This window comes from Bacillus sp. BF2-3, from assembly GCF_008368795.1.
In the GTDB taxonomy this organism is placed as follows: domain Bacteria; phylum Bacillota; class Bacilli; order Bacillales; family Bacillaceae_G; genus Bacillus_A; species Bacillus_A cereus.
The window spans coordinates 72,858-94,851 of the sequence record NZ_QOSA01000023.1 but is presented as its reverse complement, the minus strand read 5'-3'; the positions used below and the strand labels follow the sequence as shown (position 1 = coordinate 94,851).

Here is a 21,994-nt window from a genome sequence, read left to right as displayed (position 1 = left end):
GTGAGACCATGATAGATTTTGGGACAATTGCAACCGCGATGGTAACACCGTTTGATATAAACGGGAATATCGATTTTGCAAAGACAACGAAATTGGTAAATTATTTAATTGATAACGGTACAACAGCAATCGTGGTAGGAGGAACGACAGGAGAATCTCCTACATTAACTTCAGAAGAGAAAGTAGCGTTATATCGCCATGTCGTATCTGTTGTCGATAAAAGAGTGCCCGTAATCGCTGGAACAGGTAGCAATAATACGCATGCTTCTATTGACTTAACTAAAAAGGCAACAGAAGTTGGTGTGGATGCAGTAATGCTAGTAGCACCGTATTATAACAAACCGAGTCAAGAAGGAATGTATCAGCATTTTAAAGCAATTGCTGAAAGCACGCCGCTTCCGGTTATGCTATATAACGTTCCAGGACGATCTATTGTACAAATCTCCGTTGATACAGTTGTTCGTTTATCAGAAATAGAAAACATTGTTGCTATTAAAGATGCCGGCGGCGATGTGTTAACAATGACAGAAATCATTGAAAAAACAGCGGACGACTTTGCGGTATACAGCGGTGATGACGGTTTAACGTTACCAGCTATGGCAGTTGGAGCGAAAGGTATCGTTTCGGTAGCCTCTCATGTTATTGGAAACGAAATGCAAGAAATGATTACAGCATTTCAAACAGGAGAATTTAAGAAGGCACAAAAATTACATCAATTACTTGTAAGAGTAACTGATTCATTATTTATGGCGCCAAGTCCAACTCCAGTAAAAACAGCGTTACAAATGGTTGGATTAGATGTAGGTTCTGTACGTTTACCACTTCTTCCATTAACAGAAGAAGAAAGAGTAACGTTACAATCTGTAATGCAATCTATCCCTCGTTAATAAAAAATGACCTAGTGTAGAACTAGGTCATTTTTTACTATATGCAAATCTTTTCCTCTTTTTCTTACTTATATGTGTTCTTATAAGAATATTAATCGCTTCTTCATTATGTGTATAAGAAAATAATCGTACCCCTTTAACTGAGTCAAAAAATGATAGATATTATGGCATAAACGTAATAAACTACGGTGTCTGTTTTTAGAGAAATCCCCTCAAATGTGACGTAATTCATAAAAAAACTCCATTTTGTAAGTGTTTTTGTTGGATTCTAGAAAAATAAATCTTGAAACTCCCTATTATGAAATGAATTTAGCGTATGTATGGCTAGTTCTTCAAAATAATATGGAGTATAAAATCGGAGTAAATATAAAGGAAATACGTTCGATACTTTTGTTGTCATTCCGTTCTTTTCCTCTTTCTTTCGCACGATTTAACTTGTGTTCTATTTCTTGTATCAGGTATAATATGGCTAAGTAGCTTAGTACGGGTATGCTTAGCAAAATTGGGAAAAATTATAATTTAATTAAATTTTCATATCATATCGAATAAGATATTTGATTTATATAATGAAAGAGAGGTGAAACCTGGTTTAAAAAATAAACAAGGACATGATATCGCATAACGGTAAGGACATTCGTCTTGGACGGTGAAAATATGGTGGTTGTAGAGTTTCCCCTGGTGTCTCTGCAATTTTAGTGAAATCAGTGTTTGCAAGATTTTTAAACCAGGCAACAACATGAAGAGAAAAGAGAATGAGTCTGTTAAAGTATTTGCTCTTGGTGGAGTAGGTGAAATCGGGAAAAACATGTACTGTGTTGAAATTGATTCTGAAATCTTTATCGTAGATGCAGGGTTAATGTTCCCGGGAGATGAAATGTTTGGAATTGATATCGTTATTCCTGATATTACATATTTAGTGGAAAATCAAGAGCGAGTAAAAGGTTTATTTATTACTCACGGTCATGAAGATCATATTGGTGGAATTGTGTATGTACTTCGTAAATTATCTATTCCAGTCTATGCAACGAAATTAACAGTAGGACTTATACAAGAAAAACTTGGTGAAGCGGGCATGTTAGGCCGTGTAGACCTAAAAACAATCGATTCAAATTCAACAGTAGAATTTAACACTACAACGGTGTCATTCTTCGGAACGACACATAGTATTCCGGATTCTGTTGGCGTTTGTTTCCATACATCAAAAGGTGCAGTCGTATATACGGGAGACTTTAAATTCGATCAAACTCCAATTGGAAATAGTGGAGCAGACCTTGGTAAAATGGCACAAATCGGAAATGAAGGCGTACTTTGCTTATTATCTGATAGTACAAACGCAGAGCGCCCAGGCTATACAGGTTCAGAAAAAGAAGTTGGTGTAGAAATCTCTAAAGTGTTCTACGGCGCAGAAGGTCGCATTATCGTTGCTTCATTTGCATCGAATGTACATCGTATTCAACAAGTATTTGATGCAGCTGCTGAAACAGGGCGAAAAGTAGCAGTAGTAGGACGTAGTATGGTGAAAGTAGTAGACATTGCAAGACGTCTTGGTTATTTAGATGTTCCAGAAGGTATGGTTATTTCATTACAAGAAGTAGACAACTTCCCAGAGAAAAAGGTAGCTATTTTAACGACAGGTAGTCAAGGTGAACCGATGGCTGCTCTATCTAGAATGGCAAAACAAGCGCATAAACAAATTTCAATTCGTAAAGGTGATACTGTTATCATTGCTGCTTCGCCAATTCCGGGTAATGAAATATCTGTATCAAAAATTATTGATTTGTTATTTAGAGCTGGAGCTGAAGTTGTTTATTACGGCGAACGAAAAGTTCACGTGTCAGGTCACGGTAGCCAAGAAGAATTAAAATTAATGTTAAATTTAATGAAACCAAAGTACTTTGTACCCGTACATGGTGAGTTCCGTATGCAAAAAGCACATGCATATTTAGCTGAAGATGTAGGTATTACAAGAGAAAATATCTTTATCGTAGAAAAAGGCGATGTAATTGCTTTTGGTGACGATGAAGCAAACTTAGTCGGTAAAGTACAAGCTGGTAATGTTTTAATTGATGGATTAGGTGTAGGTGACGTTGGTAATATCGTTCTTCGAGATAGAAAGATGTTATCTCAAGATGGAATACTAGTAGTTGTTGTAACGCTTGGTAAAGATGAAAAGAAAATTATCTCTGGCCCAGAAATCATTTCACGTGGTTTCGTATATGTTCGTGAATCAGAAGCGTTAATTGAACGATCTACAGAGATTGTACGTATGATTGTTGAGCAGTCAATTAAAGAATATTCAATTGAATGGTCAATGTTAAAACAAAATATTCGTGAATTATTAGGACAGTTCTTGTACGAAGAGACAAAGAGAAAACCTATGATTTTACCGATTATTATGGAAGTATAAAAAGATCACCCTTATGGGTGATCTTTTTTCTTTTTAACCCTATCGAATGAAATTTATAACTTAAGAAATAATAGTTATATACGAGTGAAAGGGGATGCGAAATGACAGAACGTGATCGATATACAAATGAAGAAAAAGAAGCTGAGCCAAAAGAAGCTGGAAAAGAGGCTTCAATAGTTGAAAAAATTCAACAGCTTGGACAGACAAATGTACCACAGATGAATGAATCACGTATTCATTGTTTAACGATTATCGGACAAGTGGAAGGTCATGTTCAATTACCACCGCAAAATAAAACAACAAAATATGAGCATATCATTCCGCAAATTGTTGCGATTGAACAAAATCCGAAAATTGAAGGTTTGCTTTTAATATTAAATACAGTTGGAGGTGACGTTGAAGCTGGGCTAGCAATTTCTGAAATGGTAGCTTCACTTTCAAAACCAACAGTATCTCTAGTTTTAGGTGGGGGACATTCCATCGGTGTACCGATTGCTGTTTCTACTGACTATTCGTTTATTGCGGAAACTGCGACGATGACAATTCATCCAATTCGTTTAACAGGTCTTGTCATAGGTGTGCCACAAACATTTGAGTATTTGGATAAGATGCAAGAAAGAGTCATTCGTTTTGTGACGAAGCACTCGAAAGTAACAGAAGATCGTTTTAAAGAGCTTATGTTTGCGAAAGGAAATTTAACGCGAGATATTGGGACGAATGTAATTGGTGGGGATGCAGTAAAGTACGGTCTTATAGATGATGTCGGCGGTATTGGAAATGCGATTCGAAAATTAAACGAATTAATAGATGTTCGTGCGGAAGATAGTACAGAAGGGACAATGCTACAATGATTTTATATACAATTATGCCAGAGCAACTTGTGTATCCGGTCGATTATTCACAATGTGAAAGTCAAAAAGTTGTAAATATAAATGGTGTGGAATTAATGGTTTCTGAAGAGGAACATGGATGTTATTCTATTGTACGTGTGCTAAGTACGGACCCACTTCACTATTTAGAGTTTGAGCCCGGTCAGAAAATAACCTTTTAGCAAAAAGAAGGATTTTGTTTAGAAGCTATGGTATAATATAAAAAACAAGACGGTTGAGCAGCCATGAGTAGGCTGCTTTCTTCTGTTTATTTAGCATTTTACAAGAAGTGTAAAAATAGAAGATATAAAGACCAGAAAAATAGAGAAAACAGACATATAAATAGAGCGTTTTGAAGGGAGCTTTACTTATATGTAGAACACGAGGTGAAGAAATGGCAAAACAAAAGCAAAGAGGGACGAAGGCAAAGGCAAGACGTACGATAAAGCCAACTTTGTATTATGAAATCGTCGGTTTAACTCTTTTTGCACTTTCAATCATTACGATTTTACAGCTAGGCGTTGTAGGGAAATCGTTTGTGTTATTTTTTCGCTTCTTCTTTGGTGAGTGGTACATAATTGGTGTGTTAGGTGTAATAGCTTTATCGGTTTCCTTTGTTATAAAACGCGGATGGCCGAACCTTTTAAATAAACGATTAATTGGATTTTATTTAATTGTATTGGCGATATTAATGTTTAGTCATATTACATTATTTAACCTTCTTACAAAAGATGGAGCAGTGCAAAATACTTCTGTTATTGTGAGTACGAAAGATAACTTCTTTCTTGAAATGAAAAAGGGGCCAGATAGCGTTCATTTAGGTGGTGGTATGTTTGGTGCGCTTATGTTCGCAACATGTTACTTCTTATTTGACGAAGTAGGAGCTTATATCATTGGTATTATTCTAGTTATTCTCGGTATACTTTGTATAACAAATAAGCATATTGGAGAAGTGTTAGCTCCAGTTGGTAGAATTCTTAGAAGTCAGTTTCAAGTGATGCAAGGGGATTATAAAGATTGGAGAGCCAAAAGAACGGCTGAACAAACAGAAAAGAAAAAAACAACAAGAAGCACAAGAAGCAAACGTGCTGCAGAACAAGAAGAAATTATTGAGCCGATGGAAGAAATCTCAATTGATCCTCCGATTATTTCGAATTTCACTGAGAATTATCCTGTAAATGAAGAAGAGGATAAACGAATCGAAGTAGAGCAAGAAGAGTTGATCACTTCACCGTTTATTGAAGAGACTCCGCCAATTGAAGAACCAAAGAAAAAGCGTGGAGAAAAAATTGTTGAATCGTTAGAGAGTGAAGCGCAAGCACCTCCTATTCAATTTTCAAATGTAGAAAATAAAGATTACAAGCTTCCTTCACTTGATATATTAAAATTTCCAAAGAATAAGCAAGTTACAAATGAAAATGCGGAAATTTATGAGAATGCTCGTAAATTAGAACGTACATTCCAAAGTTTCGGAGTGAAAGCGAAAGTAACAAAAGTGCATAGAGGTCCTGCAGTTACAAAATATGAAGTGTATCCTGATATGGGGGTAAAGGTAAGCAAAATTGTCAGTTTAAGTGATGATTTAGCCCTTGCTTTAGCTGCAAAGGACATTCGTATTGAAGCGCCAATTCCCGGGAAATCAGCTGTAGGGATCGAAGTTCCAAACTCAGAAGTTTCGATGGTAACGCTGAGGGAAGTTCTTGACTCTAAGGCTAATAATCATCCGGAAGAGAAGTTGTTAATTGGTCTTGGCCGAGATATTACAGGTGAAGCTGTATTAGCCCGGCTAAATAAAATGCCTCATTTACTCGTAGCTGGTGCGACAGGTAGCGGGAAAAGTGTATGTATTAACGGTATTATTGTTAGTATTTTAATGCGTGCAAAACCACATGAAGTAAAATTAATGATGATTGACCCGAAAATGGTAGAGCTAAATGTATATAACGGTGTGCCTCATTTGTTAACGCCAGTTGTAACTGATCCGAAAAAAGCATCGCAAGCATTGAAAAAAGTTGTGAGTGAAATGGAACGTCGTTATGAATTGTTTGCTCATAGTGGTACACGTAACATTGAAGGATACAACGATTATATAAAAGAGCATAATAGTCAATCAGAAGCGAAACAACCCGAATTACCTTATATTGTAGTAATTGTGGACGAGTTAGCAGATTTAATGATGGTTGCTTCGTCTGATGTAGAGGATGCGATTATGCGTCTAGCGCAAATGGCTCGTGCTGCTGGTATTCATTTAATTATTGCAACGCAACGTCCGTCAGTTGACGTTATTACAGGTGTTATTAAAGCAAATATTCCATCACGTATTGCATTCGCTGTATCTTCTCAAACAGATTCTCGTACAATTCTTGACGGTGGTGGTGCAGAGAAGCTACTAGGTCGTGGAGACATGCTGTTTATACCAATTGGTGCATCGAAACCTGTACGTGTACAAGGCGCATTTTTATCAGATGATGAAGTTGAGAGAGTTGTAGAATATGTTATTGGACAGCAAAAAGCACAATATCAAGAAGATATGATTCCGCAAGATGTTCCTGATACGAAGCAGGAAGTAGAAGATGAATTATATGATGAAGCGGTTCAACTTGTAGTGGAAATGCAAACAGCATCTGTTTCTATGTTACAACGTAGGTTTAGAGTAGGTTATACGCGAGCTGCTCGCCTAATTGATGCAATGGAAATGAATGGTGTAGTAGGTCCGTATGAAGGGAGTAAACCGAGAGAAGTACTCATTAATGATGTACAAGAAAAAAGTTCTTAAAAAAAGCCTAATTGTTTTTACAATTAGGCTTTTTTATATAGTGTTTTTGTTATATACTATACTCAGCGATAAAGAAAGGGCTTACATTTAGGGGTGCCCTTTAGAATACGAATACTTTGAGTATGTTTTATGTAAATGTTCGATATTTAATGCAGAAAAATGTTAGATTTTGTTGACACGTATGAGAGCAAGTGGTAAGATTACTTCGAAAAGAATCACTGCCTCATATAATCTTGGAGATAAGGTCCATAAGTTTCTACCTGGCAACCATGAATTGCTAGACTATGAGGGGAAAAGTGTGTAACAAAGGATGTAAAGGATCTTTGTGCCGAACTTTTTCTCGAAATGAGGAATGTTTATGGTGCAAAGTTTTTTTTATGCAATAAAGAGTGAAAATTTTATTTTAAAAAATTATTATTATTTATTCGACAATTACACTTATTTTGGTGTTTAGTCATTTGTACTATGTTGTAAGTTGAAAAAAGAGAAAAGAAGTCTTACATCAGAGGTCGAATAATTGAAATGCGGGGGAGTCTTATGTCAGTAAAATCTGATAGTCGTCACCTATATCTACGGGTGATTGATCACATCAAAGAAAAAATTAAAGATGGCGCTTATAAAGAACGACAAAAGTTACCATCAGAGTTTGATTTAGCGAAAGAACTTGGCGTAAGTAGAGCGACTTTAAGGGAAGCGTTGCGTATTTTAGAAGAAGAAAATGTTGTCATTCGTAGACATGGTGTAGGGACATTTGTAAATGCAAAGCCATTATTTTCTTCTGGAATAGAACAACTTTCTAGTATTACAGATATGATTTCTAGTGTGGGGAAAACACCAGGAACAATCTTTTTATCATCATCTACTACAACTTTAACAGAAGAGGAAAAAGAGAAGTTTAATAGTGAAGATGGTTTTAATGCAGTGATGATTGAACGCGTGCGTACAGCAGATGGGGAACCTGTTGTGTATTGTATCGATAAACTTGCAAAAGAAATATTGCCAGACTTATCGGGTTACAATGAGGAATCATTATTAACGGTGATACATAATAACACGCATAAGCGCATAACATATGCGGTTGCTCACATTGAGCCAATTGGCTATCACCCTAAAATCTCACCAATTTTAGAATGTGAGCCTGAAACAGCACTGCTTGTATTAAAACAAATGCACTATGATCAAAATGATGAGCCAATCTTATATTCTATCAATTACTTTAGAGCTGATAAATTTAGCTTCCACGTATTAAGAAAGCGTATGTAGGTAAATTCCTTTTTAGGGAGGTGACAGCAAGAAGTAAGGAACAGCAGCGTAAGAATAAATAAATAAATAAATATATATCATTTTTGGAGGGGTTTCTAGTATGAAGAAAAAAGCAGGCCTTTTATTATCATTAACTTTAGCAGCAAGTACAGTTTTAGGTGCATGTGGTAACTCGGATAAGGCGAGCAGTGACAAGAAAGACACGAAAGACAATAAAGACTTCAAGGTTGGTCTCGTAACGGATGTTGGGGGCGTTGATGATAAGTCATTTAACCAATCTTCTTGGGAAGGGTTACAAAAGTTTGGTAAAGATAATGGTTTAAAAGAAAAGACAAATTATCGTTACCTTCAGTCTGAAAAAGAAGCTGATTATATTCCGAATTTAAAAAAATTCTCAAAAGATAAATATGATTTAACATTCGGAATTGGTTATAAATTAGAAGGTGCAATTAAAGAAGTAGCAAAAGAATCTTCAAAACAACAATTTGCAATCGTAGATACTGTTGTAGATGCACCGAACGTAACGAGTATTACGTTTAAAGATCATGAAGGATCATTCCTTGTAGGTGCGGTAGCAGCTATGTCAACAAAATCGAATAAAGTAGGATTTGTTGGTGGAATGAAAAGTGATTTAATTAGTAAATTTGAAAATGGATTTAAAGCTGGTGCAAAGGCAGTAAATCCAAACATTGAAATCGTATCTGAATATGCAGAAGCATTCGATAAGCCTGAAAAAGGTACAGTTCTTGCTTCAGCAATGTATGGTCAAGGCGTAGACGTAATTTATCATGCTGCTGGTGGTACAGGTAACGGTGTGTTCACAGAAGCGAAAAACCGTAAGAAAAAAGGTGAAAATGTTTGGGTAATCGGTGTTGACCGTGACCAACATCAAGAAGGTATGCCTGAAAATGTAACATTAACTTCAATGATTAAACGTGTTGATGTAGCAGTAGAAAAAGTAGCTAAAGAAGCAAAAGATGGGAATTTAAAAGGCGGGAAAATTGAAGAGTTTGGCTTAAAAGATGACGGTATTGGTATTTCAAAAACAACTGATAACGTGAAAAAAGTTAACCCTGAAATTTTAACAAAAGTAGAAGAGCTTGAAAAGAAAATTACAGCCGGTGAAATTAAAGTGCCAGCTACAGATAAAGAGTATAAAGAATATGAAGCTTCTCTAAAAAAATAAATAGAGAAATAGCAAAGGTTAGTTCATAGAACTAACCTTTGTATGTATAAAACTTCCGAATTGCTTAATAAGTTAATAGTGTAATAGGGAATGTTCCCTGTTAAAAGGAGGAACACAATGGAATACGTAATTGAGATGAATAACATTACGAAAGTATTCCCAGGCATTGTAGCGAATGATGATATTACGCTGCAAGTAAAGCAGGGTGAGATACATGCTTTACTTGGAGAAAATGGTGCAGGGAAATCCACATTGATGAATGTACTATTTGGTTTGTACCAACCAGAGCAGGGTGAAATTAAAATTAAAGGTAAACCTGTAAAAATCACAAATCCGAATATAGCAAATGACCTTGGTATTGGAATGGTCCATCAACACTTTATGCTTGTTCATAATTTTACAGTTACAGAGAATATTATTCTCGGAAATGAACCGAAGAAAAAAGGGAAAATTGCTGTTGAGGAAGCTGCTAAAGAAATTCAAAAACTGTCTGAACAATACGGTTTATCTGTAGATCCATATGCGAAAATACAGGATATTTCAGTTGGTATGCAGCAGCGTGTTGAGATTTTGAAAACTCTTTACCGCGGTGCAGAAATTTTAATATTTGATGAACCAACAGCTGTGTTAACACCGCAAGAAATTCATGAGCTAATTCAAATTATGAAAAAGCTTGTGCAAGAAGGAAAATCTATTGTTCTTATTACACATAAGTTGAAAGAAATTATGGAAGTTTGCGATCGTTGTACGATTATTCGTAAAGGAAAAGGGATTGGAACGGTTGACGTTGCAAATACGGATGAAAATAAACTTGCAGAATTAATGGTCGGACGTCAAGTGAATTTTAAAACAGAAAAAATAGACGCGAAGCCAAAAGAAGAGGTACTTTCAATTGCAAACCTTGTTGTTCACGATGCACGTCAACTACCTGCTGTAAAAGGCCTTGACTTAACTGTTCGTGCGGGGGAAATTGTTGGGATTGCAGGGATTGATGGAAACGGACAAAGTGAATTAATAGAAGCAATTACTGGTTTACGAAAAGTTGAGTCAGGTTCTATTGCAATTAAAGGAAAAGAAATAACAAATTGGCCTGTTAGAAGAATAACAGAAGAAGGAATTGGTCATATTCCAGAAGATCGTCATAAACACGGACTCGTTCTTGATTTTTCTGTTAGAGATAATATAGTTCTGCAAACGTATTATAAAAATCCATTTTCAAAGAAAGGGATTTTAAATTTCAGCAAAATTACAGAAAAAGCAAAGGCTCTTATTGAACAGTTTGATGTGCGTACACCTAGTGAGCAAACGTTAGCACGCGCTCTATCTGGGGGGAATCAACAAAAAGCAATTATTGCACGTGAAGTAGACCGAAATCCAGATTTATTAATTGCGGCACAGCCAACACGTGGTTTAGATGTAGGAGCAATTGAATTTATTCATAAGAGATTAATAGAGCAAAGGGATAAAGGAAAAGGTGTATTACTTTTATCATTAGAGTTAGATGAAATCTTAAATGTTAGCGATCGAATTGCTGTTATTTATGAAGGGGAAATTGTAGCAATAGTTGATGCGAAAGAAACGAATGAACAACAGCTTGGATTGTTAATGGCTGGAGGAACAAAGAAGGAGCAGGTGGGTACAAATGGCTAAAAAGCTTTTAACAGAACGAACGATAAATATTTTAGTCCCAGTACTATCCGTTATTTTCGGCTTACTTGTAGGAGCGATTGTAATGCTAGTTAGTGGCTATGATCCAATTGTTGGTTATAGTGCACTTTGGACAGGAATGTTCGGCAGCGCAAGTGCGATTGGTGAAACGCTTCGTACAATGATACCGCTTATTCTTGCTGGCTTATCGGTGGCGTTTGCATTTCGTACAGGTTTATTTAATATCGGGGTAGAGGGTCAATTGTTAGTTGGTTGGCTTGCAGCGGTTTGGTTCGGTTATGCAGTCTCACTACCAGCTTTCCTTCATATTCCATTATCTATTTTATTTGCAGCATTGGTGGGCGGAATTTGGGGCTTCATTCCGGGATATTTAAAAGGGAAGTTTCAAGTGAATGAAGTTATTGTAACTATTATGATGAACTATATCGCTTTGTATGTAACGTATGACATCATTAAGCGTTTCTTACATGCGGGTAATGACAAAACGTATGATATTAAAGAGAGTGCGTCACTATCTTCAGACTGGCTTGCTTCTATTACTGATGGTTCACGTCTACACTGGGGAATTATTGTAGCAATTTTAATCGCTATTTTAATGTGGTTCTTATTAGATCGAACAACTTTAGGTTACGAATTAAAGTCAGTAGGATTTAATCAGCATGCTTCTCAATATGCAGGTATGAAAGTTTCTCGTAATGTAGTATTCTCCATGACAATTGCTGGTGCATTTGCGGGGATTGGTGGAGCGATGGAAGGGTTAGGGACATTCCAGAGTATGACAGCGATGTCTTCGTTTACAGGAGTAGGATTTGATGGGATTGCCGTAGCATTACTTGGAGGGAATAATCCGTTTGGTATAATCCTTTCAGCTTTATTATTTGGTGGTTTGAAAAGTGCTTCCCCTCAAATGAACTTTGAGGCAGATGTACCGTCAGAGCTTATTAATGTAATTATTGCATGTATCATCTTCTTTGTTGCATGTAGTTATGTGTTAAGATGGGCGCTTACACGCATGAGCAAGGAGGGGAAATAAATGAGCTTTTTAGATATATTAGCCATTCTTGTGACGGGTACGTTATATACATCGGCACCTATCATTTTCACAGCACTAGGTGGTGTATTTAGTGAACGATCGGGTGTTGTAAACATCGGATTAGAAGGACTAATGCTATTTGGTGCATTTATTGGAGTCGTTACAAACTTATTAATGGGTGATACTTGGGGAACGATGACTCCGTGGATTGCGTTACTATTTGCGGCAATTGGTAGTGGGTTATTTGCATTACTTCATGCGGTAGCTTCTATTACATTCCGAGCAGATCAAGTTGTAAGTGGTGTAGCCATTAACTTCTTATCTCTTGGTTTAACAGTATTTGCAATTAAGAAGATTTTTGATAAAGGGCAGACTGACTTTATTCAGTATCGTATTGAAAAGATTGATATTCCAGGCCTTTCGGATATTCCGGTTTTAGGGAAAATATTTTTCTCGAACGTACCAATAACGTCATATATTGCCATTATTTTAGCATTCGTTGTTTGGTATGTTATTTATAAAACACCGTTCGGTCTTCGTCTACGTGCTGTTGGTGAACACCCAATGGCAGCGGATACGATGGGGATTAACGTATATAAAATGCGCTATATTGGAGTCTGTATTTCAGGAGTGTTTGCTGGAATTGGTGGAGCGATTTTTGCAATGTCAATTTCTAATAACTTCTCAGGGGCAACTATTACAGGACAAGGTTTCTTAGCTTTAGCTGCTATGATTTTTGGAAAGTGGAATCCACTAGGCGCACTAGGTGCAGCTCTATTCTTTGGTTTTGCGCAATCTCTAAGTGTAACGGGCGGAACAATCCCTGTATTAGATCAAATTCCAAGTGTTTTATTAACGATATTACCATATATATTCACAATATTAGCGCTTGTCGGTTTTGTAGGTCGTTCTGAAGCTCCGAAAGCTTTAGGAACTCCTTATGAAAAAGGAAAACGATAAGTATTTTATAAGTATAAAAAAGCTCGCACATTAGTGTGGGCTTTTTTACATAGAATATATTTAATACGGAATTTTACTATGTTCCTTACATATTAAAGTTTTTAGAAAGAATCATATGTAAGCATAATAAGGGAGAAAAGTTGATTTTTTATTTCTAAAAACTGTATATTGAAGAGGAATATTCCTATATACGTAAAGGAGGGCTATAAATGAAACTAATGGAACAACAACTACATGAGTTAGGTGGTTTGCGCGTACATATTATTCCGACTGATAAATATAAAACGAATACCTTTGTATTTCGTTTTAAAGCGCCTTTAAATGAGGAGACGGTGACAGAGCGTGCCCTATTGCCATACGTATTGCAAAGTGCGACAGAAAAATTACCTTCTGTAATTCGTCTTCGTCAATATTTAGAAGAATTATACGGATCTTCTTTAGCGGTAGATGTAAGTAAAAAAGGGGAAGACCATATTATCTCCATTTATGTAGACATTGCAAATGAAGTTTATTTACATGATGCACCACCGTTATTTGAAAAAGCGCTTTCTATGTTGTCAGATATTGTGTTACATCCAGCAACGGAGGGGAACGGTTTCCTATCTTCTATCGTAGAAAGTGAAAAAAGAGCACTGTTACAGAGAATTGAAGCTACTTATGATGATAAAATGCGTTATGCAAACGAGCGTTTAATTGAAGAAATGTGCAAAGTAGAACCGTATCGTTTAAGTGCAAATGGAAAAAAAGAGAGTGTTATGTCTATTACAAATGAAAGTTTGTATCAATATTATCAAAAGGTGTTAGCGGAAGATGAAATGGATCTATATATTATTGGTGATATTTCAGAAAACGCCGTTGATCTTGTAAGTAAGTATTTTTCTATTTCAACTCGTCCAGTGAGAGAAAGAAATGTACTCCTTCATAGACGAAATAATGAAGAAAAAGAAGTTGTTGAAAAACAAGAATTAAAACAAAGTAAATTACACATCGGTTATCGTACATTTGTCACATATAAAGATGAAGATTATTTTGCATTGCAATTGTTCAATGGATTGTTTGGTGGCTTTTCTCATTCGAAGTTATTCGTAAATGTGCGTGAAAAAAATAGTTTAGCGTACTATGCAGCATCGCGCTTTGAAAGTCATAAAGGTTTATTATTTGTTATGTCAGGAATCGAAGCGAAAAATTATGAAAAAGCAGTTGAGATTATTAAAGAACAAATGCTTGCGATGCAAAACGGAGAGTTTTCTGAAGAAGAAATACATCAAACAAAAAGTGTCATCCAAAATCAAATATTAGAGGCAATTGATACACCACGTGGCTTTGTAGAAATGCTATATCATGGTATTATTTCAGATCGTACACGTCCAGTTGAAGAATGGCTTACAGGTATAGAAAGTGTGACGAAAGAAGAAATTGTAAAAGTTGCTAAAAATATTGAACTAGATACAATTTACTTTTTACAAGGAACGGAGGGAGAGTAAATGGAGAAAATTGTTTATGAGCAATTAAAAGAAACACTCTATTATGAAAAACTTCCTAATGGATTAGATGTATATGTTTTACCGAAACAAGGATTTAATAAAACATTTGCGACGTTTACGACGAAATATGGTTCTGTAGATAATACATTTGTACCATTAGGGAAAGAAGAAATGATTCGTGTGCCTGATGGAATTGCACATTTTCTTGAGCATAAATTATTTGAAAAAGAAGATCACGATGCTTTCCAATTGTTTAGTAAACAAGGAGCATCGGCAAATGCTTTTACATCCTTTACACGAACAGCTTACCTTTTTTCATGTACTTCAAACGTAGAACAAAATTTAAATACATTGCTAAACTTCGTGCAAGAGCCTTATTTCTCTGAAAAAACGGTTGAAAAAGAGAAGGGGATAATTGGGCAAGAAATTCAAATGTATCAAGATAACCCAGATTGGCGTTTGTACTTCGGGTTAATTGATAGCTTGTTTGTAAAACACCCAATTAAAATTGATATTGCAGGGACAATCGAATCTATTAGTAAAATTACGAAAGATTTATTGTATGAATGTTATGAAACATTTTATCATCCGAGCAATATGTTATTATTTGTTGTGGGTGCAATTGATCCAGAGAAAACAATGGATTTAGTACGTGAAAATCAAGCGAAAAAAGATTATAAAAACCAGCCAGAAATTGTGCGTTCATTTGAAGAAGAACCAAATGAGGTAAATGAAAAGAAAAAAATTATTTCAATGCCTGTGCAAACACCGAAATGTTTAGTTGGTATTAAAGCGACTAATTTAAAGGAAAAGGGGCAAGCGCTTTTAAAACAAGAAATTGCGCTTACGTTACTCTTAGATTATTTATTTGGGAAAAGTTCTGTTCATTACGAAACTTTATATAATGAAGGGCTTATTGATGATTCATTCTCGTATGACTATACAGAAGAAAATAACTTCGGTTTTGCAATGGTTGGCGGTGATACGAAACAACCTGATGAATTGGCAAATCGTTTAAAAGATATTTTATTAAAAACAGATTATGATCAATTAGATGCGGCGGCATTAGAACGAGTGAAGAAAAAGAAAATTGGTGGTTTTTTACGCTCGTTGAATTCACCAGAATATATTGCAAATCAATTTACACGATACGCGTTTAATGAATCTAGCCTATTTGACGCATTGACTGTATTAGAAGGACTAACCGTTCAAGACTTACAAGAAGTAGCGAAATTATTGTTATCAGAAGACAAAATGAGTATTTGTCAGGTGTTACCGAAAAAATAAAATTAAAAAGATACCCTCATCTTATCATTGAAAAATTGTAAGATGAGGGTATTATTTAGTTATGTGAAAATTGAACTTGTAGAGATAAGAGAGGGACTTTATGAAAAAGTATGCGTTAGTAACTGGAGGGAGCGGAGGAATTGGCTCTGCTATTTCGAAACAATTAATTCAAGATGGATATACAGTTTATGTTCATTACAATAACAGTGAAGAAAAGGTATTGGAATTGCAGAAGGCATGGGGAGAAGTTATCCCTGTTCAAGCGAATTTAGCTTCTAGTGATGGAGCAGAGCAATTGTGGGGACAAATTGAACATCCTATTGATGTTATTGTATACGCAGCTGGGAAGAGTATTTTTGGACTAGTAACAGATGTAACAAACGATGAATTGGATTATATGGTAGAACTTCAAGTGAAGAACGTATATAAATTACTTTCTATGGCACTTCCGCCTATGATCGGGAGAAGAAGTGGTAATATTGTAATTGTTTCATCTATATGGGGACAAATAGGGGCTTCTTGTGAAGTGCTTTATTCAATGGTAAAAGGGGCACAAAATTCATATGTGAAAGCTTTAGCGAAAGAAGTTTCTTTAAGTGGATTACGTGTGAATGCAGTAGCACCAGGAGCAATTGAAACGGAAATGTTAAGCGTTTTTTCTGAAGAAGATAAAATGGGAATTGCTGAAGATATACCATTAGGTAGAATAGGATTACCAGAAGAAGTAGCGAAAACAGTTTCATTCCTCGTATCACCAGGAGCGTCTTACATAACTGGACAAATTATCGGAGTGAATGGCGGTTGGCACTGCTAAAAAATTCTTACATAAAAAATGAATAGTTGCACAAATTAAGGATGATTTTATTACTCAATAGTGAGGTGCTTAATTATGTCAGTATTAGATAATTTTGATCAGTGGAAGAGCTTTTTAGGAGAACGTTTAGAGCAAGCGCAAGACAAAGGTTTAGATGGCGGTGCGGTATCAGATATGGCGTTTCGTGTTGGCGACTATCTTGCTAATGAGGTAGAAGGACGCAATGACCAAGAGAAATTATTAGCTGAGCTTTGGAAAGTTGCTGATGAACAGGAGCAACATACAATTGCAAATTTAATGGTTAAGTTCGTACAACATAAGTAAAAGTAGAGAGGAGATTCTCCTCTCTACTTTTTTTGTATAATAATTACACAGGGTAGATTATACATTTAGCTTCCCTATTAAGGTGAAATCATATAATATAGTACGTAGGTGTAAAGTAAGCAAGGGGAGTGATCTTGGATGATTGAATGGTATTTTGAATATGAAATACATAAAAACCGACCTGGCTTGCTTGGTGACGTTTCTTCGTTAATCGGTATGCTCGGCATTAATATTGTCACAATTAATGGTGTAGATAATGCACGACGTGGGTTACTTCTTATGTGTGATAATCAAGAGCAAATCTCTAGACTTGAATCAATTTTAAATACGATGGATAACATAACGGTAACGAAATATCGTCCGCCCAAGCTAAGAGATAAGCTAGCGGTTAGACATGGTAGGTACATACAACGAGATGCAGATGATAAGAAAACATTTCGATTTGTGCGTGATGAATTAGGCTTACTTGTAGACTTTATGGCAGAAATTATGAAAAAAGAAGGCCATAAACTAATTGGGATACGCGGAATGCCTCGTGTCGGAAAAACAGAATCCATTGTTGCTGCAAGTGTTTGTGCAAATAAAAGGTGGTTATTTGTATCATCTACTCTTATTAAGCAAACTGTTCGTAGTCAATTAATTGAAGATGAGTATAGCGATGACAATATTTTCATCCTAGATGGAATTGTGTCAACGAAGCGTGCTAACGAAAGACATTGGCAGCTCGTTCGTGAAATTATGAGATTGCCTGCAACGAAAGTTGTGGAACATCCTGATGTATTTGTGAGTCAGTCAGAATACACATTGGATGATTTTGATTATATTATCGAGTTGCGTAACGATTATGATGAAGAAATTCAATATAATTTAGTAGATGAAATTGAGCAAGGTACGCAAAATAATTTCTCTATGTTTGACTTTTAAAGAAATATTGAGGTGTTAGTAGTGACGGAATTGGGACAAAAGCTGAAAGAAGCAAGAGAAGCGAAAGGCTTGTCTATTGATCAGCTGCATGAGATTACAAAAATTCAAAAACGCCATTTAGTGGCAATTGAAGAAGGCAATTATGATGTATTGCCAGGAGCTTTTTATGCGCGTGCATTCATTAAACAATACGCAGATGCGGTTGGATTAAATGGAGAGGAACTGCTCGTAGAACATCAGAGTACGATACCACAATCTGAAAAGCGTGAAGTTCCACAAGTATCAACGGGACAAAAAACACAAGAAACAATGCAAAAATCTTCATCATGGCCAATTGCAGATCACATGCCGAAAATCTTAGTTGCGCTGTTAGTAATCGCAGTTGGAGTGGTAATCTGGTTTGTGTTTCAAGCGTTAACTGGAAAAGATGATGAAAAAGTTCCGAGTGCTCAAAGTGAGAAAATTGAAGTTCAAAAAGCGAAAGATTCTCCGTTAGATACGAAGAAAGATGAAGTGAAAGCGGAAGAGCCAAAAAAAGAGGAACCAAAGAAAGAAGAACCAAAGAAAGAGGAGCAACCAGCACAACCAACTGGACAGCAAGAAGTGAAAGTAGTTGGAACAACTGGAAAGGTATCTACTTTGGAAATTCATAATAATAAAACATTAGAACTGGAATTATCGGGTAAAGGTGCGAGTTATGTAGATGTTAAAGATGATGCTGGGAATGTGATTCTAAACGCTACAGTACAAGAGGGCCAAATAGAAAAACGTGATGTATCAACATTAAAAGAAGTGCGACTTAATATTGGAAATGCAACGAATGTTGAAGTTAAACTGAATGGCCAAGTGGTCGCTTATCCATTGGATCCAGAAAAAGAACTTCACCAAAGATTGGTGATAAAAAACCAAGGGATAGAGCAACCTGCACAATAACAGTCATCGCTTCGATGACTTTTTTTCGATGAACAAATGTTTTTGATATGATGGAGGAATAGCTGTGAATTTACCAAATAAAATTACAATATCTAGAATCTTCTTAATTCCAATTTTTATGGTAATTATGTTAGCACCCTTTGATTGGGGTTCATACAAAATTGGTGATGTTGATTTACCGATTCAACATTTAGTGGGGGCACTTATCTTTATCATTGCTTCAGCTACAGATTGGATTGATGGACATTACGCAAGAAAATATAATCTTGTAACGAATTTAGGGAAGTTTCTTGACCCGTTAGCTGATAAATTACTTGTTTCGGCAGCACTTATTACATTGGTAGAGATGCAATATGTACCGGCTTGGATTGTTATTGTAATTATCAGTCGTGAGTTTGCGGTAACTGGTTTACGTCTTGTACTTGCTGGAACAGGGGAAGTAGTTGCAGCAAACCAGCTAGGAAAAATTAAGACATGGACACAAATTATTGCGATTGCAGCATATTTATTACACGATGTACCTTTAAATTTAATCCATATTCCAGTTGCGGATATCTTCATATGGATTGCATTAATCTTTACTGTTATTTCAGGATGGGATTATTTCTGGAAAAATAGAGCTGCTTTTGTAAACTCAAAATAGAAGTTTATGGGGGAATTGGGATGAATGCTGAGATTATTGCGGTTGGAACTGAATTATTACTTGGACAAATTGCAAATACAAATGCCCAGTTTTTATCTGAAAAGTTAGCTTCAATCGGAATTAACGTGTACTATCATACTGTTGTTGGTGATAATAATAAGCGATTGCAAAAGGCGATTGAAGCTGCGGAAGAACGTGCTGATATACTTATTTTTACAGGCGGATTAGGACCGACAAAAGATGATTTAACGAAAGAAACGATAGCTGCTAGTTTAGATGAAGAGCTTGTGTATGATGAAAAGGCATTAGCCTTAATAAGTAATTACTTTAAGCGTACAGGCCGTGAATTTACGGAGAATAATAAAAAGCAAGCGCTCGTTTTAAATGGAGCAACAGTATTTGCAAATGACCACGGTATGGCGCCGGGTATGGGGGTAAATAAGAACGGAAAAGTTTATATTTTATTACCAGGGCCGCCAAAAGAAATGAAACCAATGTATGTAAGTTACGTAGAGCCTTTTTTACGTAATTTTACAACAGGAGAAAACATTTATTCTCGTGTGCTTCGTTTCTTCGGCATTGGGGAGTCCCAATTAGAGGTGAAAGTTCAAGATTTAATTGATGGACAAACAAACCCAACAATTGCCCCGTTAGCAAATGATGGAGAAGTGACATTACGTTTAACCGCTAAGCATCAAAATGTTAGCGAAGCGGAGAAACTAATTCAACATGTGGAAGATTTGATTTTAGAAAGAGTAGGAGAATTTTTCTACGGATATGACCAAGAATTTTTGCATTATAAGGCAATCGAGTTATTGAAGAGAAAAGGGTTAACTTTAGCGTGTGCAGAAAGTTTAACAGGTGGTCTTTTTGGAAATCAAGTAACTGAAAACGCTGGTGTTTCTTCTGTGTTTAAAGGCGGTGTCATTTGTTATCATAATGATGTGAAGCAATATGTTTTACGTGTGCCTGAAGAAGTGTTGCATACTGATGGTGCAGTTAGTAAAGAATGTGCTCGTTATCTTGCTGAAAATGTTAAGGATGTACTAAAAGCGGATATTGGAATTAGTTTCACTGGGGTAGCAGGGCCAGATGCTTCAGAACAGAAAGAACCAGGAACAGTATTTGTTGGGCTTTCGATTAAGGATGAACCAACTGTAGTCTTTTCTCTTAATTTAAGCGGAAGTCGTCAACAAATTAGAGAACGAACAGCAAAATATGGATTTTATCATTTATATAAAAAGCTAGAAGAGATATAAGTTTCTTCTAGTTTTTTTACGGTTAAATTTAGATATTATTTGATAGAAAATAAAAAAAATCGAATAAATGTTCGATTTTTTGTTGGCAAATTGAATTGAAAATAGGTATAATAAGATTAGCAATTCAGTTAAGGAGGAATTTTGAATGAGTGATCGTCAAGCAGCGTTAGATATGGCGTTAAAACAAATAGAGAAGCAATTCGGTAAAGGTTCAATTATGAAATTAGGAGAACAAGCGGAGCGTAGAGTTTCTACGGTTTCTAGTGGTTCTTTAGCACTTGATGTGGCACTAGGGGTAGGCGGATATCCACGTGGCCGTATTATCGAAATTTACGGACCTGAAAGTTCAGGTAAAACGACAGTTTCATTACATGCAATTGCAGAAGTACAACGTCAAGGTGGACAAGCAGCATTCATCGATGCGGAGCACGCAATGGATCCTGTATATGCACAAAAATTAGGCGTTAACATAGATGAATTACTATTATCACAGCCTGATACAGGGGAGCAAGGATTAGAAATCGCGGAAGCACTTGTACGAAGTGGTGCGGTTGACATTATCGTAATTGACTCTGTAGCAGCTCTTGTACCGAAAGCAGAGATTGAAGGCGACATGGGTGACTCACACGTAGGTTTACAAGCACGTTTAATGTCACAAGCACTTCGTAAGCTTTCAGGAGCAATCAACAAATCAAAAACAATTGCAATCTTTATTAACCAAATTCGTGAAAAAGTTGGGGTTATGTTCGGAAACCCAGAAACAACTCCAGGTGGTCGTGCGTTGAAATTCTATTCAACTGTTCGTCTTGAAGTGCGTCGTGCGGAGCAATTAAAGCAAGGTAACGACATCGTTGGTAATAAAACAAAAGTAAAAGTAGTGAAAAATAAAGTAGCACCACCATTCCGTGTTGCTGAAGTTGATATTATGTACGGAGAAGGTATTTCAAGAGAAGGTGAAATCTTGGATATGGCTTCTGAGCTTGATATCGTTCAAAAGAGCGGTGCTTGGTATTCTTATAATGAAGAACGCCTAGGACAAGGTCGTGAAAATTCGAAGCAGTTCTTAAAAGAAAATACAGATTTAAGAGAAGAAATTGCTTTCTTTATTCGTGAGCATCACGGAATTAGTGAAGATTCTGGTGCTGAGGGCGCAGAAGATTCAACTCTTCTTGATTAAAAAAATAAAAGACACGGCCTCGTGTCTTTTATTTTTTTATCTACTATTAAGGAGCATAATACTATAGATAAAAAATATTTTTTTACTTCAAATGCGTTGT

At 36.1% G+C, this 21,994-nt stretch carries 19 protein-coding genes and 1 riboswitch; all 19 genes read left to right on the top strand.

Annotated elements, in window-relative coordinates; genetic code table 11:
* Positions 1 to 8: 8 nt before the first annotated feature.
* The 19 genes from dapA (at position 9) to recA (ending at position 21,894) form a co-directional block, all read left to right on the top strand.
* Positions 9 to 887, top strand: a complete 879-nt coding sequence (gene dapA / locus DN401_RS17805; RefSeq protein ID WP_000564765.1) for a 4-hydroxy-tetrahydrodipicolinate synthase — start codon at positions 9 to 11, stop codon at positions 885 to 887.
* Positions 888 to 1,623: 736 nt separating this feature from the next.
* Positions 1,624 to 3,294 (top strand): ribonuclease J, encoded by a 1,671-nt coding sequence (locus tag DN401_RS17800; protein ID WP_000823096.1) that lies wholly within the window; start codon positions 1,624 to 1,626, stop codon positions 3,292 to 3,294.
* A 101-nt stretch (positions 3,295 to 3,395) separates the two neighbouring features.
* The gene (gene tepA, locus DN401_RS17795; protein ID WP_000139806.1) at positions 3,396 to 4,145 is read left to right on the top strand and encodes a translocation-enhancing protein TepA; all 750 of its coding nucleotides are present in this window, start codon (positions 3,396 to 3,398) and stop codon (positions 4,143 to 4,145) included.
* The gene (locus DN401_RS17790; protein ID WP_000605036.1) at positions 4,142 to 4,345 is read left to right on the top strand and encodes a YlzJ-like family protein; all 204 of its coding nucleotides are present in this window, start codon (positions 4,142 to 4,144) and stop codon (positions 4,343 to 4,345) included. The genes tepA and DN401_RS17790 overlap by 4 nt, the downstream gene beginning before the upstream one ends.
* A 212-nt stretch (positions 4,346 to 4,557) precedes the next feature.
* On the top strand, positions 4,558 to 6,939 hold the full coding sequence (locus tag DN401_RS17785) for a DNA translocase FtsK (RefSeq protein WP_001118779.1): 2,382 nt from the start codon (positions 4,558 to 4,560) through the stop codon (positions 6,937 to 6,939).
* A gap of 203 nt (positions 6,940 to 7,142) precedes the next feature.
* Positions 7,143 to 7,244: riboswitch (purine riboswitch) on the top strand.
* Between the two features lie 232 nt (positions 7,245 to 7,476).
* Positions 7,477 to 8,202, top strand: a complete 726-nt coding sequence (locus tag DN401_RS17775) for a GntR family transcriptional regulator (RefSeq protein ID WP_000114182.1) — start codon at positions 7,477 to 7,479, stop codon at positions 8,200 to 8,202.
* A gap of 100 nt (positions 8,203 to 8,302) precedes the next feature.
* The gene (locus DN401_RS17770; protein ID WP_000725771.1) at positions 8,303 to 9,388 is read left to right on the top strand and encodes a BMP family lipoprotein; all 1,086 of its coding nucleotides are present in this window, start codon (positions 8,303 to 8,305) and stop codon (positions 9,386 to 9,388) included.
* 117 nt (positions 9,389 to 9,505) lie between these two features.
* Positions 9,506 to 11,038 (top strand): ABC transporter ATP-binding protein, encoded by a 1,533-nt coding sequence (locus tag DN401_RS17765; RefSeq protein ID WP_000456914.1) that lies wholly within the window; start codon positions 9,506 to 9,508, stop codon positions 11,036 to 11,038.
* Positions 11,031 to 12,089 carry an ABC transporter permease gene (locus DN401_RS17760; RefSeq protein ID WP_001085254.1) on the top strand — a complete coding sequence of 353 codons (1,059 nt, stop codon included), beginning with the start codon at positions 11,031 to 11,033 and terminating at the stop codon, positions 12,087 to 12,089. Before DN401_RS17765 ends, DN401_RS17760 begins: the two co-directional genes overlap by 8 nt.
* Positions 12,090 to 13,049 carry an ABC transporter permease gene (locus DN401_RS17755; protein WP_000008856.1) on the top strand — a complete coding sequence of 320 codons (960 nt, stop codon included), beginning with the start codon at positions 12,090 to 12,092 and terminating at the stop codon, positions 13,047 to 13,049.
* A gap of 209 nt (positions 13,050 to 13,258) precedes the next feature.
* Positions 13,259 to 14,533 carry an EF-P 5-aminopentanol modification-associated protein YfmF gene (gene yfmF / locus DN401_RS17750; RefSeq protein ID WP_000772418.1) on the top strand — a complete coding sequence of 425 codons (1,275 nt, stop codon included), beginning with the start codon at positions 13,259 to 13,261 and terminating at the stop codon, positions 14,531 to 14,533.
* Positions 14,534 to 15,820 (top strand): EF-P 5-aminopentanol modification-associated protein YfmH, encoded by a 1,287-nt coding sequence (gene yfmH, locus DN401_RS17745; RefSeq protein ID WP_000411976.1) that lies wholly within the window; start codon positions 14,534 to 14,536, stop codon positions 15,818 to 15,820.
* 100 nt (positions 15,821 to 15,920) lie between these two features.
* On the top strand, positions 15,921 to 16,634 hold the full coding sequence (gene ymfI / locus DN401_RS17740; RefSeq protein ID WP_000759604.1) for an elongation factor P 5-aminopentanone reductase: 714 nt from the start codon (positions 15,921 to 15,923) through the stop codon (positions 16,632 to 16,634).
* 75 nt (positions 16,635 to 16,709) lie between these two features.
* A complete protein-coding gene (locus DN401_RS17735) occupies positions 16,710 to 16,958 on the top strand; it encodes a DUF3243 domain-containing protein (protein WP_000114450.1) in 249 nt (82 codons plus the stop codon).
* 138 nt (positions 16,959 to 17,096) lie between these two features.
* Entirely contained in the window at positions 17,097 to 17,882 is a 786-nt protein-coding gene (locus tag DN401_RS17730; protein ID WP_000574107.1) for a DUF3388 domain-containing protein, read from the top strand.
* 21 nt (positions 17,883 to 17,903) lie between these two features.
* Positions 17,904 to 18,815, top strand: a complete 912-nt coding sequence (locus tag DN401_RS17725; protein ID WP_000137461.1) for a helix-turn-helix domain-containing protein — start codon at positions 17,904 to 17,906, stop codon at positions 18,813 to 18,815.
* A 64-nt stretch (positions 18,816 to 18,879) separates the two neighbouring features.
* Positions 18,880 to 19,458, top strand: coding sequence for a CDP-diacylglycerol--glycerol-3-phosphate 3-phosphatidyltransferase (gene pgsA / locus DN401_RS17720; protein ID WP_001052967.1), 579 nt, complete (start codon positions 18,880 to 18,882; stop codon positions 19,456 to 19,458).
* Between the two features lie 20 nt (positions 19,459 to 19,478).
* Positions 19,479 to 20,717 carry a competence/damage-inducible protein A gene (locus DN401_RS17715; protein ID WP_000990691.1) on the top strand — a complete coding sequence of 413 codons (1,239 nt, stop codon included), beginning with the start codon at positions 19,479 to 19,481 and terminating at the stop codon, positions 20,715 to 20,717.
* Between the two features lie 145 nt (positions 20,718 to 20,862).
* Positions 20,863 to 21,894, top strand: a complete 1,032-nt coding sequence (gene recA / locus DN401_RS17710; protein ID WP_001283860.1) for a recombinase RecA — start codon at positions 20,863 to 20,865, stop codon at positions 21,892 to 21,894.
* Positions 21,895 to 21,994 lie beyond the last annotated feature (100 nt).